Annotated in this window: 11 protein-coding genes; 5 read left to right on the forward strand and 6 right to left on the reverse strand. The window is 73.0% G+C overall.

What is annotated here, in order from left to right:
* Positions 1-70: 70 nt before the first annotated feature.
* The 3 genes from ACHWVH_RS18645 to fabG all read left to right on the forward strand — a co-directional run bounded on the left by ACHWVH_RS18645 (position 71) and on the right by fabG (position 3,877).
* Positions 71-2,428 carry an MMPL family transporter gene (locus ACHWVH_RS18645; RefSeq protein WP_394687742.1) on the forward strand — a complete coding sequence of 786 codons (2,358 nt, stop codon included), beginning with the start codon at positions 71-73 and terminating at the stop codon, positions 2,426-2,428.
* A 4-nt stretch (positions 2,429-2,432) separates the two neighbouring features.
* A complete protein-coding gene (locus ACHWVH_RS18650; RefSeq protein ID WP_394687755.1) occupies positions 2,433-2,864 on the forward strand; it encodes a phosphotransferase in 432 nt (143 codons plus the stop codon).
* Positions 2,865-3,139: 275 nt separating this feature from the next.
* Positions 3,140-3,877, forward strand: coding sequence for a 3-oxoacyl-ACP reductase FabG (gene fabG / locus ACHWVH_RS18655; protein WP_394687743.1), 738 nt, complete (start codon positions 3,140-3,142; stop codon positions 3,875-3,877).
* A gap of 61 nt (positions 3,878-3,938) precedes the next feature.
* On the opposite strand, the gene ACHWVH_RS18660 is transcribed toward fabG, so the two are convergent.
* From ACHWVH_RS18660 to ACHWVH_RS18680, 5 genes are all read right to left on the reverse strand, one after another.
* Positions 3,939-5,615, reverse strand: coding sequence for a tannase/feruloyl esterase family alpha/beta hydrolase (locus tag ACHWVH_RS18660; protein WP_394687744.1), 1,677 nt, complete (start codon positions 5,613-5,615; stop codon positions 3,939-3,941).
* 207 nt (positions 5,616-5,822) lie between these two features.
* The gene (locus tag ACHWVH_RS18665; protein WP_394687745.1) at positions 5,823-7,448 is read right to left on the reverse strand and encodes an NAD(P)/FAD-dependent oxidoreductase; all 1,626 of its coding nucleotides are present in this window, start codon (positions 7,446-7,448) and stop codon (positions 5,823-5,825) included.
* Positions 7,445-8,266 (reverse strand): glycosyltransferase family 2 protein, encoded by an 822-nt coding sequence (locus tag ACHWVH_RS18670; RefSeq protein ID WP_394687746.1) that lies wholly within the window; start codon positions 8,264-8,266, stop codon positions 7,445-7,447. The genes ACHWVH_RS18665 and ACHWVH_RS18670 overlap by 4 nt, the downstream gene beginning before the upstream one ends.
* A complete protein-coding gene (locus tag ACHWVH_RS18675; protein ID WP_394687756.1) occupies positions 8,263-9,039 on the reverse strand; it encodes a beta-ketoacyl synthase chain length factor in 777 nt (258 codons plus the stop codon). Before ACHWVH_RS18675 ends, ACHWVH_RS18670 begins: the two co-directional genes overlap by 4 nt.
* A gap of 8 nt (positions 9,040-9,047) precedes the next feature.
* Complete coding sequence (locus ACHWVH_RS18680; RefSeq protein ID WP_152181495.1) at positions 9,048-10,247, reverse strand: beta-ketoacyl-[acyl-carrier-protein] synthase family protein; 1,200 nt, start codon at positions 10,245-10,247, stop codon at positions 9,048-9,050.
* Between the two features lie 217 nt (positions 10,248-10,464).
* Here ACHWVH_RS18680 and ACHWVH_RS18685 point away from each other — a divergent pair, with 217 nt between their 5' ends.
* The gene (locus tag ACHWVH_RS18685) at positions 10,465-10,725 is read left to right on the forward strand and encodes a YcgL domain-containing protein (protein WP_017909431.1); all 261 of its coding nucleotides are present in this window, start codon (positions 10,465-10,467) and stop codon (positions 10,723-10,725) included.
* On the forward strand, positions 10,718-14,035 hold the full coding sequence (locus ACHWVH_RS18690) for an ankyrin repeat domain-containing protein (RefSeq protein WP_152247218.1): 3,318 nt from the start codon (positions 10,718-10,720) through the stop codon (positions 14,033-14,035). The genes ACHWVH_RS18685 and ACHWVH_RS18690 overlap by 8 nt, the downstream gene beginning before the upstream one ends.
* 304 nt (positions 14,036-14,339) lie before the next feature.
* Here ACHWVH_RS18690 and ACHWVH_RS18695 read toward each other — a convergent pair whose 3' ends face one another.
* A complete protein-coding gene (locus ACHWVH_RS18695) occupies positions 14,340-16,226 on the reverse strand; it encodes a S8 family serine peptidase (protein WP_394687747.1) in 1,887 nt (628 codons plus the stop codon).
* Positions 16,227-16,261: the final 35 nt, after the last annotated feature.

Genomic DNA, 16,261 nt, shown 5'->3' on the forward strand with positions numbered 1-16,261 from the left:
GTGCTGCCGGCCTGACGGCTGCGCGCGCGGCGGCTGATCGCGCGGTGCAGGCAGGCCTGAGGACGTGGCGATGAAGCGCGTCCTCAGTTCGAAGATGCGCATCTCGCTGGCGCTGCTGTGGCTGGCACTGCTGACCGTGGCCGGGATCTGGCTGGGCAATGCGCTGCAGGTGTCGGGCGATCTTCGTAAATTCATGCCGGAAGCCCGCACTCCCGCGCAGAAACTCCTGCTCGACGAACTCGGCGAAGGCCCTGGCTCGCGGCTGCTGCTGATGTCGCTGTCCGGGGCCGATCCGGCCACGCTGGCCAAGCAATCGCAGGCGCTGCATGCCGAACTGGCCGCGCAGCGCGACGTGTTCGAACTGGTCGCCAATGGTGCCGACGCCGGCCTGGACGCGATCCCGCCGCGCCTGCTGCCGTACCGCTATCTGCTCAGCGACAGCTTCGACGCCAAACCGCTGGATGCGCCGACCCTGCGCGATGCGCTGCAGGCGCGGCTGCAGGACCTGGGTTCGCCGGCGGCGGCGATGGTGGAGCCGCTGCTGCCGCGCGATCCGACCCTGGAAGTGCTGCACCTGGCCGAGAGCCTGCAGCCGGCCGGCGGCCCGCAGCAGCGCGACGGGGTGTGGTTCGACCGCGCCGGCAAGGACGCGCTGCTGGTCGCGCAGACCCGCGCCGCCGGCTTCGATCCCACCGGCCAGCAACGCGCGGTGGATGCGATCCACACCGCCTTCGCCAAGGTCAGCGCCGGCACCGGCAGCACGCTGACCCTGACCGGCCCCGGCGCGTTCTCGGTGGAGATCGGCGGGCGCACCCAGAACGAGGCGCAGTGGATCGGCACCCTGGATACGGTGGGGCTGATCGTGCTGCTGCTGGTGGCCTACCGCAGCTGGAAGATTCCGGTGCTGGGCGTGCTGCCGCTGGCCAGCGCCGGCTTGGCCGGCCTCGGCGCGGTGGCGCTGCTGTTCGACGGCGTGCACGGGATCACCGTGGCGTTCGGCTTCACCCTGATCGGCGTGGTCCAGGACTACCCGATCCATCTGTTCAGCCATCAGCGCCCGGGCCTGGATCCACGCGAGAACGCGCGCCATCTGTGGCCGACGCTGGCCACCGGCGTGGTCTCCACCTGCATCGCCTACGTCACCTTCCTGTTCTCCGGCGTGGACGGCCTGCGCCAGTTGGCGGTGTTCACCATCGCCGGCCTGCTGGTGGCGGCGCTGACCACGCGCCTGCTGCTGCCGGCGCTGATCGACCCCTCGCCGCGCGACCATGCCGATTCGCCGATGCTGGAGCGGCTGTGGCGCGGCATCGCGCGGCTGCCGCGGCCGCGCTGGTCGCTGCTGCCGCTGGCCCTGCTGGCGGCCGCGGTCATCGTGTTCGCGCCGGGCCCGTTCTGGCAGAACGACCTGTCCAAGCTCACCCCGGTGCCGGCCGACGGCCTGGCCCGCGACGCGCACCTGCGCCAGGAACTGGGCGCGCCCGACGTGCGCTACGTGCTGGCGCTGCCGGCGGCTTCCGCCGAGGCCGCGCTGGCCGCGTCCGAACGCCTGCGCCCGCGCCTGGATGCGCTGGTGGCGCAGGGCGAACTGGCCGGCTACGACATGGCCGCGCGCTATCTGCCCAGCGCCGCCACCCAGCGCCGGCGCCAGGCCGCTCTGCCCGATACGGCACAGGCGCAGGCGATCACCGCCGCCGCGGTCGCCGCCACGCCGTTCCGCGCCGATGCCTTTGCGCCGTTCCTGGCCGACCTGCAGGCCGCGCGCAGTGCGCCGCTGTTGACCGCGCGCGACCTGCACGGCACGCCGCTGGCGACCCCCGTCGGCGGCCTGCTGCTGGAGCGCGCGGACCGCACCACCGCGCTGGTGTCGCTGACCGGGCTGCGCGATCCGGCGCAGCTGGCGCGGGCGGTGCAGGGCAGCGGCGCGCAACTGCTGGACCTGAAGGACGCCTCCGAGTCGCTGGTCGCCGCCTACCGCGGCCGCGTGCTCGCCGCGCTGGGCGTGGCCGCGGTGCTGCTGGCGCTGACCGTGGCGATCGCGCTGCGCACGCCGCGGCGCATCGTGCGCGTGCTGCTGCCGATGGCGCTGACCACGCTGCTGATCCTGGCGATCCTGCGCGGCTGCGGGGTCGAGCTGAACCTGTTCCACCTGATCGCGCTGATCCTGGCCGCCGGCCTGGGCCTGGACTACGCGCTGTTCTTCGACCACGCCGGCGACGACCGCGCCGATCAGTTGCGCACCCTGCATGCGCTGATCGTGTGCAGCCTGATGACCCTGCTGGTGTTCGCGCTGCTGGCCGCCTCCAGCATCCCGGTGCTGCGCGCGATCGGCAGCACCGTGGCGCTGGGCGTGCTGTTCAATTTCGTGCTGGCGCTGCTGATTTCGCGCGAGACCGCCAGCGAGGCCCGGGAGAGCCGCCATGCACACTGAACCCTTGCACGGACGCAACGCCATCGCCGCCCTTGTCCCGCACCAGGGCCTGATGTGCCTGTGGGAAGAGGTGGTGGCCTGGGACGCGCAGCGCGTGGTGTTGCGCAGCGTCGCGCATCGCCAGGCCGCGCATCCGCTGCGCAGTGGCGATCGGCTGCGCGCGCTGCACCTGTGCGAGTACGGTGCGCAGGCGATGGCGGTGCACGGTGGCCTGCTCGGTCGCGCCGCGGGCACGCCGGTGCGGCCGGGCATGCTGGTGGCGCTGCGCGGGGTGCAGTTGCACGTCGCCGAACTGCAGGATCTGCCGGGTCCGATCGAAGGCGAGGCCGAGGTGCTGCTGCAGGCCGAGGACAGCCAGCAGTACGCCTTCCGCATCAGCCATGCCGGGCAGTTGCTGGCCGAGGGTCGCGCGACGGTGATGCTGGGCGCGGCGTGACTGCGTAGGCGTCGACGGCCCTGCAGGCGCGGCGAGCGCCGCTTGCCGAAGAGCCCGGCGTGGAAGGCGTCGGGACTGAAGTCCCTCCCACAGTGCACCCAGGCAATGCACGGGCACGTTCCTGCAGGTGTCGTTTCGCGGTGTCGTGTGTCATCGATCGCGATAGGTTTCCACGATAACGTCCGCCCGAGGCTGCTGCGGCGTCGGACGGGGTGCCCGCGGTGCGCGACGAGTCGTTAGGATGGCGGCCCTGTCCCTCCGCCCAAGGAACCACGATGTCCCAGCCTGCTTCCCCGCGTCGCGCCCTGGTCACCGGCGGCAGCGGCGATCTCGGTGGCGCGATCTGCCACGCCCTGGCCGCGCAGGGCCTGCACGTGATCGTGCACGCCAATGCCAACGTCGCACGCGCCGCGGCGGTGGTGGAGGCGATCGTCGCCGCTGGCGGCAGCGCCGAGGCGGTGGCGTTCGACGTGGCCGATGCGCAGGCCAGCGCGCAGGCGCTGGCGGCCTTGCTGGAGGCCGGCCCGATCCAGGTGCTGGTCAACAACGCCGGCATCCACGACGACGCGCCGATGGCGGGCATGAGCGCGGCGCAGTGGCACAAGGTCATCGACGTTTCGCTGCACGGCTTCTTCCACGTCACCCAGCCGCTGCTGCTGCCGATGGCGCGCACGCGCTGGGGCCGCATCGTCAGCGTGTCCTCGGTGTCGGCGGTGCTGGGCAACCGCGGGCAGACCAACTACGCCGCGGCCAAGGCGGCGCTGCACGGCGCCAGCATGTCGCTGGCGCGGGAAATGGCCAGCCGCGGGATCAGCGTCAACGTGGTCGCGCCGGGCGTGATCCAGGGCGCGATGGCCGAGAGCGCGTTCCCGCCGGAGGCGATCAAGCAGATGGTCCCCGCCGGGCGCCCGGGCAAGCCGGAGGAAGTGGCCGCACTGGTCGCGTTCCTGTGCTCGGACGCGGCCGCCTACATCAACGGCCAGATCATCGGCATCAACGGCGGCATGGGCTGACCGCCTCGAAAACGACGCGGCCGTTGCACCGCCATGCCGGCGGCGCAACGGCGGCGTGCGCTCAGCGGCAGACGAAGCTGGACGCCGCCTCCACGTCGCCGCCGACGTAGCGCGCCACCTGCGGATACGGGCACAGCGGCCGGCTGCGCTGGCTGCTCCAGCTGGCCGGCACCTCGTTGTTGGGCGCGGCGCTGCCGCTGCCGCGTGCGTTGGCGACGATCGCATCCGGTGCATGGCCCTGCTCGACCCAGGCCACCAGCGGGGTCAGCGCATCGAACTGGTCGGTGGCCGGTCCGCCGGCGCAATGCGCCATGGCCGGCACCGCGAACAGGCGCGCGTAGCTGGCGGCATCGGCGTCGGCCGTGCGCATGCGGTCGTACCAGGCCGCGGTGTCGGCGAAGGAGAAGATGCCGTCGCCGGTGCCGTGGTAGATCAGCAGCTTGCCGCCGCGCTTCTTCAGCGTGGTCAGCCGGGTCTCGTTCGGCGGGGTCATGTACGACCACGCGGATTCGCCAAAGGCGCCGGCCGTGGCGAAGATCTTCGGCGCGTCGCGGTCCATGTCGAACTGCAGCGCGTAGCGCTTCAGGTCCTGCAGCACCGCCGGATCCTCCGGCGGGGTGACGAAGCCGAAGGCCACCGAGCCGGGCACCAGGGTCAGCGAGGCGTCCTGCCGCCAGCCGGCCCAGTCGCCGCTGGCGATGCCCGGGTCGTAGGGGAAGGGCGCGTACAGCGGCGTGCCGGCGCTGTTGCGCGCGCCGGCGTGGATGGCGCCGAGCGCGCGCTTCTGCGCCGGGGTCAAGCATTGGCCGGTGCGCCCGGCGCTACCGCAGGTGGCGACGTCGCGGTTCAGGTCGAAGCGGCGCTGGCAGGCGAGCACGTCCTGCACCATGCCGTCGCGCACGCCGTCCAGCGCATCGCAGGTGGCGACGATGCGCTCGGCCACCAGGCTGCGCTCGGCGGCGGTCAGGCCGCTGCGCGTGTCGCTGCCGCCGGCCAGCGCCGCCAGTTGCTGGGCCGCGGCCAGGTCGGCGATCGCCGCCTTGGGCAGATGGAACCCGGGGTCGCCGACCAGGATGCCGTCGTAGTCCTGTGCGTCGCGCGCGGCGGCGACCATGCCGTGGCGGCCGCCGTTGGAGCAGCCGCCGAAGTAGCTGTAGTCCGGCGCCTTGCCGTAGGCGATCTGCACCACGCGCTTGGCCATCGGCGTCAGCGCCTGCACCGCCTGGTAGCCGTAGTCCAGGCGCGCCTGCGGATCGCGGCCGAACAGCGGGTTCTGCGCGTTGCTGTGCCCGGCATCGGAGCTGATGACCGCAAAGCCCATGCGCAGCGGATTGTCGCGCTGGCCGCCGCCGCCGATGTCGCCAAGCGCCGGGACCACGTTGCCGTCCAGGCCGCCGTTGGCCTGGTAGAAGAAGCGCCCGTTCCACGCCGCCGGCAGGCGCATCTCGAAGCCGATCGCATAGGACTGGCCGTCGCTGCCGACGCGTTCGTGCATCAGCCCGGTGACCTGGCAGTGTGCGCCGATCGGCTGGCCGGCCACCTGCAGGGCGCCGGCCGCCACGCTGCGTACCGCGGTGAAGCGGGTGCCGGGATAGGCGAGCCGGCTCGCCAGCGCGTCGCAGGATTGTTGCAGCGGTGCCGGGGTGGCCGATGCGCGCGCTGTCGTTTGCGCATGTGCAGTGGAGGGGGCGGCAATAACGGCCATGGGCAGGGCCAGGGCGAGCAGCGTGGAGCGCATGCGGTTCTCTCCTGAAGGGCGCGGGCGCGGCTGGCCTGTGTCGCGCCGTGGGCGTGAGGCGTCAACCCGGGGGCGTGCGAAAACGCGAATGCGCGGGCGATATTCGCCATTTGTGACGCGCACTGCGAAATCGAGGCGGCGATCGGACGCCGCGTGGCGCTGCGCCAAGCGCGCGTTGTTGCAGGGCGGCATGGCCCTGCGCGTGGATCAGGCCGCGTCCGCGTACCAGGCCGGCGACAGGACCGGCAGCGGCGTCGCCGCATCGCGGCAGGCATCCAGCAGGCCGTGGTCGGCCAGCGTGGGATGCTGCTGGCGGGCGCGCGCCAGGATCTCCCCGGCCAGTTCCGCCATGCGCGCGACGTTGCCGTGCAGGCGGGCGACGAAGGCGGCATCGTCCAGCCGGTCGCTCAGGGCGCGGTTGAGTTCGTGGAACCAGCCGATCAGGTACTGGTCCAGCAGGCGACCGTCGGCCACCGCCGCCGCCTGCGCACGGTTGGCCGCGCCCCAGTCGCGCAGCAGCGCCTGCATGCCCAGGTTGAGCGCGCTGGCTTGCTGCAGCGCCGGGCGCAGCCGGCCCAGCACCGCCAGGTCGGCGATGCGGTCGGTGCAGTACAGCGGCGCCAGCAGCGACCAGTAGTAGGTGTAGTCCCAGATCACCTTGACCGGCATCACCTGGGCGTCGCCGAACAGCGGGTACTGGTCCTGATAGAGGGTCAGAGTGTTCTCGTAGAACGAGAAATACAGCTGCTGGTACAGCTCGGCATACGGCGCGATGTCGCGCCCGGCGCGCTCGCGCCCGATCAGTTCGCAGATGTAGGTGTTGCTGATGGCGATGAAGTCGCTGCCCGGCGAATAGAACGGGTCCAGGAACACGCCGGCCTCGCCGGTCAGCGCCCAGCGCTGTGCCGAGAACACCTGCTTGCAGCCGTAGGAGAAGTCGCGCAGGAACAGGAAATCCTGCACCGTGTGCTCGCTGCGCTCCAGCGTGCTGGCTACCTGCGGCTGGTGCGTGCGCAGCCAGTCCATCGCCTTGGCGTGGGTGTTCATGGTCTCCAGCGGATGCAGGGCGGCATCGCAGACGATGCCCAGCGAATGCGCGCCGGAGGACAGCGGGATCAGCCAGAACCAGTAGCCGGGGCCGCACATGTGGTTGGTCGAGCGCCAGCGGTCCGGCGGCGTGCAGCGCTGCAGCCAGGCGCTGTCTTGCGACCAGCCGTTGGGATCGACCAGCCCGTCCACCCGCCACCACACCGCGTTGGCCTGGTGCGCGTTGTCCTGGGCCAGGCCGAGCTTGCGCTTGAGCAGGCCGGCGCGGCCGCTGGCGTCGATCACCCAGCGCGCCTGCAGGCTGGCCTCGGCGCCGTCGCGGCTGTAGCGCACGCAGTGGTCGCCGTCGTGCTCGGCCAGGTCGACGCCGCGCACCGTGCTGCCGTCGAGGAATTCCACGCCCATCTCGCGCGCGCGCTGCCCGAGAAAGTTCTCGAAGCGGCCGCGATCGATCTGCCACGAGGGGGTGGGCAGCAACTGGCTCACCCCGAGCTCGGTGCACTGGTCGATGTCGGTGCGCCCGTCGGAGAAGAAGAAGCGGAAGCCGAACTTGCGGATCTGTTCGGCATCCAGGTGCTCGCGCAGGCCCAGCACCTCGGCGAAGTAGTGCGCGCCGATCTCCACCGAGGACTCGCCGACCTTGAAGGCGGCCTCGCGTACCGGGTGCGCGCGCCGTTCCAGCACGCGGATGCGCAACTGCGGGTCGCGCTGGCGCAACTGCAGCGCCAGGGTCAGCCCGGCCAGCCCGCCGCCCAGAATCGCCACATCCGCCTGCGCTGCCTTCATGTCGTCTTTTCCTTGGCGACGGCCAGGGGGGCCGTGTCGAGGGTGCCGTCGATGTCGTCGATCAGCACCGGGTTGGCGCGGGTGCGCCGGTACTCGCGCACCACGTGCCCATAGGTCCACACCTGCACGATCACGTGCGAGGTGATCTTCCACAGATCGCGCACCAGCCGGAAGTGGCTCTTGCGGAACGTGCCGGGGGTCTGGTTGGCGTAGCGGGTCTCGATCGGCACCGCCACCACCCGCGCGCCGGCCTGGCGCGCGGCCGAGATCAGCAGCTGCGCCTCGAACACGAAGCCTTCGCCGGGCACGTCGGGCAGGGTGTAGACCGACTGCGGGTACAGGCGCTGGCCGCTCTGGCTGTCGACCAGGCGGAAGCCGCAGCCCCAGGCGATGCCCCAGTCGCCGAAATCGTTGCCGATGCGGCGGATCGGCGGTTGGCTGGCGCGCTTGCGCAGGCGCGCGCCCACGATCACGCAGCCGGGATGGCGGTTGGCCGCGGCCAGCAACCGCGGGAAGTCGGCGGCGCTGTGCTGGCCGTCGCCGTCCATGGTCATCACCGCGCGCGCGCCCTGGCGCTGCGCTTCGGCGAAGCCGCTGCGCAGCGCCGCGCCCTTGCCGCGGCGCTGCGGATGGCGCAGCAGGGTCACCGGCAGGTCGGCGATGCAGTCGCTGGTGCCGTCGTCGGAGCCGTCGTCGACCACGATCACCCGCGGGCAGTAGGCCAGCGCGTCGCTGATCACCTCGCGGATGCGCAGCCGTTCGTTGAGGGCCGGAATCAGGATCGCCGCGTCGGCGGCGCTCAGCGGCGTGCGGCTCATGCGCGCAGCTCCACCTGCAGGCAGCGGCCGCCGCCGGCATCGAGCACGCAACCGCTGCTGCCCAGCGCCAGCGCGTCGAACAGCGGCAGCATCGGCGCCATCGCGTTGCCCGCGACATGCCGCGCCAGCGCGCCATCGCCAACCGGCGCGGTGCCGTCGCGCAGTTGTACCTGCAATTGCGGCTTGCCGTCGCGGACGCCCGCGCTCAGCACCAGCGCGCCGCCGAGCAGGCCCTCGCTGCGCGCGATCCGGCCCAGCGCCCCCACCGAGCGGCTGTCGTAGCCGACCAGCAGCACCGCGTCTTCGCCCGCGGCCAGTTGCGACAGCGCTTCCAGCAGTCCCTGCGCGAAACTGCCGCTGTGCGCGCTGATCGCGGTCGCCGCGGCGGTGGCGCCGGCGCCGATGGTCCAGTAGCCGGCGGCGGCGTTGTGCACCGAGTTGTGGAACTTGGTCGGCGACACCGACAGCGGTTCGCTGGCCAGGGTGGTGCACATGTAGTCGGTGATCGCCAGGTCGCCGTGGGTGGAGGTGAACACCGACGGCAGCGTGGCCGGGTCGCGGCCGGCGTCCTGGCAGGCGGCCAGCGCCGCGTCCAGCGACACCGCCACCGTGTCCGGCGCGCGGCGGCGCTCGTTGGGCGCCAGCAGTTGCGGCGAGGGCCGCGCCGGCGTCTCCAGCAGCGCGCCGTCGCCGCGCGCGAACGCCTGTGCCACTGTCCATCCGGGCAGGCCGGGCGCCCAGAACCCGATGCCTTCGATCGTCGCGCTCAGCATGGGCGTGCTCATGCGCGGCCGAACAGCAGCGAGCAGTTGTTGCCGCCGAAGCCGAAGGAGTTGTTCATCGCGTAGCGGACCTGTGCATGGGCGGTGGCGAAGCGGATCTGCGGGCCGCAGGCGGGGTCGGGCAGTTCGCTGTTGAGGGTGCCGGGCAACAGGCCGTCGCGCAGCGCCAGCAGCGCGAACACCGACTCGACGATGCCGGCGGCGCCGAGCGTGTGCCCGGTCCAGGCCTTGGTCGAACTGGCGTGCAGGGTCGGCGGGAACAGCGCCGCCACCGCGGCGGCCTCGACGCTGTCGTTGGCCGGGGTCGCGGTGCCGTGCAGGTTCAGGTACCCCACCTCGGCCGCGTCCACGCCGGCGCGCTGCAGCGCACCGCGCATCGCCAGGCCGGCGCCCAGGCCCTGCGGATGCGGCGCGGACATGTGGTGGGCGTCGCTGGATTCGCCGTAGCCGCACAGCAGCGCCTGCGCCGGCGGCGCGTCGGCGGCATCGGCGCGCTCCAGCAGCGCGTAGCCGCCGGCCTCGCCCAGCGACAGCCCGACCCGGCGCACGTCGAACGGCCGGCATGGTTCCGGCGACACCACCTGCAGCGAGTTGAAGCCGAACAGCACGCTGCCGCACAGCGTGTCCACGCCGCCGACCAGCGCCGCATCGACCACGCCGGCGGCGATCAGCCGCGCGGCCTGGGCGAACACCTTGGCGCTGGACGAGCAGGCGGTGGCGACGGTGATGCACGGGCCGCGCAGGCCGGTGGCGGCGCGCACGAAATCGCCGAGCGAATGCGGGGTGTGCACGATCGGCCGGTCCAGGTCGGCGGGCATGCGCGGACCCTCCGCATCGTGCTCGAGCCGGGTGTAGGCCTCCTCGCTGGCGCCGATGCTGGAGGTGGAGGTGCCCATCACCACCGCCACCCGTTCGGCGCCGTGGCGTTGCGCCGCGGCGGCCACGGCCGCGGCCATGCCGTCCTGTTGCAGGGCGAGCCAGGCCAGGCGGTTATTGCGGCATTCCCACGCGGCCAGGGCCTCCGGCAGCGCGGCGGTTTCCAGCGCGTCCACCCGGCCGATCCAGCATTCCAGCGGTTGCGGACCGAAGTCGTTGCGGCGCAGGCCGCTGCGGCCCTCGCGCAGCGCCGCGGCCTGGGCCTGCAGTCCGCTGCCGAGCGCGTTGGTCGCGGTGTAGGCGCGAATGGCCACCGGGGCCATGCGGGGCGACGAGGACGCTTCGGTCACGCGGTATTCCATACAAGGACAATCGCCGCAGTATATCGACGCATTCGGTCATGCCGTGAAACACCCACGACGCGAACGTGAATAGCGCCCGCGCCCGGATCCGTTCAGCGCAGGGCCGGCGTGCGCTTTCGCCGCTGGCGCATTTCCTCCACAATCGCTTGCCTTTCCACGCCAGGCGCACGCCACGGGCATGCAAGCCTACGTCTACAAAAGCCAACGCAAGCCGGACACCTATCTGTATCTCGCCGCCCGCGACGACTTCGGCCGTCTGCCGCCGGCGCTGCTGGCGTCGCTGCAGCCGCTGGCGTTCGTGCTCGAGGTGGCGTTGACCGCCGAACGCACGCTGGCCCGCGCCGATCCGGCCGCGGTGCGCGCCAACCTCGCCGGCTGCGGCTTCCATCTGCAATTGCCGCCGTCCCTGCCCGGCACCACCGATCGACACGATGACTGACTCTTTCCTCCGCGCGCGTGCGCCGATGCTCGCCGCCGCCCTGGGCGCGGTGCTGGCGCTGGCCGCCGGAATCGGCCCGCTGGCCGCCGCCCTGGGCGCCTGGCTGGCGCAACCGGCGTTCGCGCTGGCGTTGTCCTGGCACCGTGGCAGCCGGCCGCGCCCACGCGCCGCGCGCGACCTGGTCGGCGCGGCGGTGCCGCTGCTGGTGCTGTGGGCCGGCGGCATGGCGCTGGTCGCGGTGCTGGTGGCCTGGCCGCTGGCGGCGCTGCACGACAGCGGCAGCCTGGCTGCCGCGTTGGCGCTGAGCGTGGCCGCCAGTGCCGCGCTGCTCGGGCTGTGGCGGACCTGGCCGCTGTGGCACGGCAGCGATGCCGAGGGCGGCCCGCTGGGCGCGCGCTGGCATGCGCTGGCGCAGCAGGACGTGCAAGCCTGGCGCGGGCTGGCGGTGGCCGCGCTGGTATTGGTGCTGGCCGGGCTCGGCGTGGTGCTGGCCTGGCCGGGACTGCTCGCCGAGGCCGCACGCTGGCCGCTGGCGCTGGCCTATGCGCTGCTGTCGCCGCTGCTGCATGCCGGCCTGCAACGGGTGGCGCCGCCGCAGACGCTGACCCCGCCGGTGTCCTCGGCCGACCTGTTCGCCGAACTCAGCGCCACCGCCGCGCCGCGCGCGGACGAGCCGCCGCCGGCGCAGGACGAACTGCATGCGGCGCTGTACGACGCCGCCCGCGGGGGGCGCGTCGATCGCGCCTTGCAACTGCTGCAGGCCGGCGCCGATCCGCATGCGCTGCCCGCCGCCGAGTGGCGCGACCAGCGCAGCCTGCCGGTGCTGGCCGCGGTGCTGCCGGACCTGCGCCTGTTGCGCGAACTGATCGTGCGCGGGGTCGACGTCAATCGCCCGCACCTGGGCATGACCCCGCTGCTGGCCGCCACCCGCGACAGCTGGCATGGCCGCCCGGAGGCGGTGATGACCCTGCTCGCCAACGGCGCCGACCCGCGCGCCAGCGACGGCGACGGCAACACTCCGCTGCATCACGCCGCGCGCAGTTCCGACCCGGGCGTGGCTGCGCTGCTGCGCGACGCCGCTGCCGAACTGGACGCGGCCAACCGCGACGGCCTGACCCCGCTGGCGGTGGCCTGCCAGGTCGGCAACTGGCGCATGGCCAAGTTCTTGCTCGAGCGCGGCGCCAAGCCGGAGCCTGCCGAGGCCAGCCCGGTGCTGCTGGCCGCGGCCGGCACCGAGGAAGACGATCCGGCCGGCGTGCAGTTGCTGCTCAAGCACAAGGCGCGGGTCGACGCGCGCGATCGCCAGCGCCGCAGCGCGCTGCACGAGGCGGCGCAGGCCGGCCACGTGGAGATCGTGCAGGCCCTGCTCGGCGCCGGCGCCAACCTGGAAGCGCGCGATGCGCTGGGCCGCACGCCGTGGCTGGAAGCCGCCCGCCACGGCCGCGTGGCGGTGCTGGAACGGCTGCTGCCGCACAAGCCGGACCTGGTTGCGGTCGATGGCGATGGCCGCAACGCGATCCTGCTGGCCTGCACTGCCGACCACGTCGCCCCTGGGCTGATCCGGCGCCTGCTGGAGCTGGGCGTGGCGCCGGCGCAGCCGGACCAGAGCGGCCGCCGCGCCGTCGACCTGGCCGCCGAGGCCGGGCGCTGGGCGATCGTGTCCGCGCTGGACCCGGACTATCCGCTGCCGGCCGCGGTCAGCGACGGTCAGGGCGAGACCGGCCCGGCCGGGCTGCCCGACCGGCCGCCGCTGGAACTGCTGCGCGAAGGCCTGCAACTGGGCCAGCCGCGCGACGGCCTGGCCGCGCTGGCGCGGCTATGCGCGGCCGAGGAACTGGGCGCGCTGCTGCACGAGCCGCCGCTGGCGCTGAACGCGCAGGCGGTGGACTGGCTGCTGGCGCATGGCGCCGAGCCGGAGGTGCTCGATGCCTGCGGCGACACCCCGATGTTCGCGCTGCTCTCGCGCGGCGTGGAGGCGGTGCCCAGCCTGCAGGCGATGCTGCGCCACGGCGTGTCGCCGGCCGGCCGCGGCGGCCTGACCCGCCTGCTCGCCGCCTGCGCGCAGCACGATCACGCGTCGCGCGCGCTGGAACAGTTCGCCCTGGAACTGCTGGAGCGCGGCGCCGATCCGTTCGCGCCGTCGCCGGCCGGCGATCCGCCGCTGTCGCTGGCGGTGCGCCTGGGCTGGCTGCGGCTGCAGCTGCAGTTGCTCGAGCGCGGCGCCGACCGCGAGGCGCGCGACAGCCACGGCATGACCGCGCTGCACCTGGCCGCCGCGCTGGGCCGCGAGGCCTCGCTGAAACTGCTGATCCAGCAGGGCGCCTCGCCGGATGCGCGCGCCGCCGACGGCCAGACCCCGCTCGGCGTGGCCCTGGCCAGCGGCCGCCGCGACCTGGCCGACTGGCTGGACTGGCGCACCTGGCCGCTGCCGCGGCGCCCGCTGCGCGAGGCCGACGTGCCGGCCGCGGCGATGGTCGGCGACGCCGAGGCGATCCGCCGCCTGATCGACCTCGGCCTGCCGGTGGATGCGGTGGACGCGCAGGGCTGCACCGCGTTGCTGCGCGCCGCCGGCGGCGGCCATGCCGAGGCGGTGAAACTGTTGCTGTCGCGCGGCGCCGATCTGCAGCACGCCGCGGCCAGCGGCGCCACGCCGCTGTCGGCGGCGGTGAGCATGCGCCAGACCGAGATCGTCGCGGCATTGCTGCAGGCCGGCGCGCAGATCGAACACCGCCTGCCGGGCGGGGTCACCGTGCTGATGCTGGCCTGCGCGCTGGGTCTGCCGGACATCGCCGCGCGGCTGCTGGCCGCCGGTGCCGACGTGCATGCCGGCGACGCCCAGCAACTGGCCCCGCTGCACTGCGCCGCGCTGTACGGGTTCACCGCGCGCGACAAGTCGCGCCTGCTGGCCCTGCTGGACACGCTGCTGCTGGCCGGCGCCGAGGCCGACCGCGGTTCCGCCGGCGGGGTCACGCCGTTGCTGTTGCTGCTGGGTGCGCGCGCCGAACCGGGCACGGCCTGCGAGGAGCCGGTGGTGCTGGCCGGCGTCGAGCGCCTGCTCGACGAGGAGGTCAGCCTGGAGGTGCAGGATCCGCGCGGCTTCGGCCCGCTGCACCTGGCCGCGCTGCACGGCCTGCCGCTGCTGGTGCAGCGCCTGCTGCGCGCCGGTGCAGATCCGGAACTGCGCGATACCTTGAACCGCACCCCGCGCGAGATCGCGGTGATGCGCGGCTTCGTCGACGTCGCCGGGCAGTTCCAGCCGGCGCTGCCGGGAGTGTCGTCGATGGCGCGGTTCCTGCGCGAAAGCCGCTAGCGCTCTTCCTTCTCCCATCGGGAGAAGGTGGCCCGGAGGGCCGGATGAGGGTCGGGCACCGCCTCGCCTCGCCCATTGCACCGCGCCTCGTGCCGCACCCTCACCCCAACCCCTCTCCCGGTGGGAGAGGGGCTTGCGGTCTCGCGCCGCACCGCCGTGCACCATCCAGCAAAAAAATGCCCGCCGGAAGGCGGGCGTATTGCGTCATGGTAGGCACGTCGCTGCTTTCGGAACCGCTGCGGGAGGTTCTCCTCCCGCGCACGTGGCGCGGCGGCGAACGGCGCCGCCGCGCGATCATCGGGCGTTACTGCCGCCCGACCAGGGTCAGGCCGCTGTAGCTGCCGCTCAGGCGCACGTAGTAGGTCGTGGCGCTGGACGGGGTGAGGCGCACTGCCTGGGTGGTGCCGGCACGGGTGGAACGCGCGTCGTAGCTGCTGCTGGTCGGCGTCTTGCCCGCCGACACGTACATCGCCACGTTGCCGGTGCCGCCGAAGGTCATGAAGCTGACCACCGTGCCGGCCGCGGCCTGGAAGCTGTACAGCGCATCGCCGCCCTGGCTGCCGATGCCGCGCATCTCCACCTTGTTGACCAGGGTCTTGGTCGGCGGCACGCAGCTGCTGTCGGACGGATCGCACGGCGGGGTGGTGGCCATCTGCAGCAGCATGTCCACGTCCAGGATGCCGGCGCCGATCGGCGTGCTGGTGGGGATCGCCACCGGGAACGGCCGCGCGCTGGCGCGCAGCAGGTCGCGCATGCCGGTCCAGCTGAAGGGCGTCTTGGCCACGCTCTGCACCATCGCCACCGCCGCGGCCACGTGCGGGGAGGCCATCGAGGTGCCGGCCATGCCGCCGATCTGCCAGTCGCCGGTCGGGCTCTGGGTGCCGCCGTTGATCACCTGGAAGATGTAGCCGTTCGGGTTGCCGTCGACGTCGCCGCCGCCGCCCGGCGCGGCGATGTCCACGCGCGTGCCGTAGTTGGAGTAGCTGGCGCGGCCGCCATTCACCCGCGAAGCGCCGACGCTGATCACGCCGTTGCAGGAGGACATGGTGTAGGTGGCGGCATTGGCGTTGGAGTTGCCGGCGGCGACCACGATGATCGTGCCCTTGGCGTTGATCTGGTCGATCGCGTCCTGGTAGATCTGCGGGCAGGTGTCCGGCGCGCCGCTGCCCAGGCTCATGTTGATCACCTCGGCCGGGTTCGGGTTGGTCGGCAGGCCGGCCACCGGCAGGCCCGCGGCCCACAGCATGCCGTCGGCGATGTCGCTGCCGAAGCCGCCGCAGGAGCCGAGCACGCGCACCGGCACGATCTTGGCGTCGTAGGCCAGGCCGGCCGTGGCCAGGTTGTTGTTGGTGACCTGGGCGATGGTGCCGGAGACATGGCTGCCGTGCCACGAACTCGGCGCCGGCGCATTGCCGGACGCGCCCAGCGCGGTGCAGTAGTCGGCTTCCACCCAGTCGCCCAGGTCGTAGCCGCCGGCCACGCGACCGTCCGTGTCGCGGCGCGAGACGCGGTGGTCGGTGATCATGTCGTAGCCGGGCAGCACGTTGGCGGCCAGATCCGGATTGTCCTTGACCACGCCGGTATCGACCACCGCCACCACCACGCCCTTGCCGGTGGAGCGGGTCCAGCCCTGCTCGGCGTTGACCCCGCCGACCGGGTCGTGGAAGTTCCACTGCAGCTTGGCGTAGGCGGGATCGTTGGGGGTGGTGGAGGCGGCGGCCGCGATCGCGGCCGGCAGACGCATGCTGGCCTCGTCCAGGCGCCGGTACAGCCGATCGACCTGCACCGACACCACCGACGGATCGGCCTTCAGCTCGTTGATGAAGGCGGTGCGCTCGCTGTCGCTGAGGTGGCGCGAAGTCTGCACCACATGCCAGCCCGGCACCGCCATGTCGCGCAGCACCTTGGCGCTGACTGCGCTGCGCAGCGTCAGCCCGTTGCTGCCGATCTGCGCGCGCTGCATGCCGCTGCGCGCCACCGCGCTGCTGAGGGTGCTGGCCAGCAGGCTGCGCGCCTGGGTGCCGCCGTCACGGGTCTTGACGATGAAGCGCTGGCCCAGGTCGTTGGCGCTGGCCGATTGCGGCACCGGACCTTGCACACCGCCCAGGCCGATGGTGGGGGAGGCTGCCTGCGCGCCACCGGCGAACAGGACGGCGGCGAGGGCAGCGGCGAGCGTATTGGAAGACATCATCTGCGGATCCTGGAAAGAGAGGTGAGAAGAAGAAA

The organism is uncultured Xanthomonas sp., assembly GCF_964278005.1.
Lineage (GTDB): Bacteria > Pseudomonadota > Gammaproteobacteria > Xanthomonadales > Xanthomonadaceae > Xanthomonas_A > Xanthomonas_A sontii.

Coding starts and splice junctions, on each gene's coding strand:
- ACHWVH_RS18665 (WP_394687745.1), bottom strand. CDS start 7,448: ATGAAGGCAGCGCAGGCGGATGTGGCGATTCTGGGCGGCGGGCTGGCC.
- ACHWVH_RS18695 (WP_394687747.1), bottom strand. CDS start 16,226: ATGATGTCTTCCAATACGCTCGCCGCTGCCCTCGCCGCCGTCCTGTTC.
- ACHWVH_RS18675 (WP_394687756.1), bottom strand. CDS start 9,039: ATGCTGAGCGCGACGATCGAAGGCATCGGGTTCTGGGCGCCCGGCCTG.
- ACHWVH_RS18690 (WP_152247218.1), top strand. CDS start 10,718: ATGACTGACTCTTTCCTCCGCGCGCGTGCGCCGATGCTCGCCGCCGCC.
- ACHWVH_RS18685 (WP_017909431.1), top strand. CDS start 10,465: ATGCAAGCCTACGTCTACAAAAGCCAACGCAAGCCGGACACCTATCTG.
- fabG (WP_394687743.1), top strand. CDS start 3,140: ATGTCCCAGCCTGCTTCCCCGCGTCGCGCCCTGGTCACCGGCGGCAGC.
- ACHWVH_RS18645 (WP_394687742.1), top strand. CDS start 71: ATGAAGCGCGTCCTCAGTTCGAAGATGCGCATCTCGCTGGCGCTGCTG.
- ACHWVH_RS18680 (WP_152181495.1), bottom strand. CDS start 10,247: ATGGCCCCGGTGGCCATTCGCGCCTACACCGCGACCAACGCGCTCGGC.
- ACHWVH_RS18670 (WP_394687746.1), bottom strand. CDS start 8,266: ATGAGCCGCACGCCGCTGAGCGCCGCCGACGCGGCGATCCTGATTCCG.
- ACHWVH_RS18660 (WP_394687744.1), bottom strand. CDS start 5,615: ATGCGCTCCACGCTGCTCGCCCTGGCCCTGCCCATGGCCGTTATTGCC.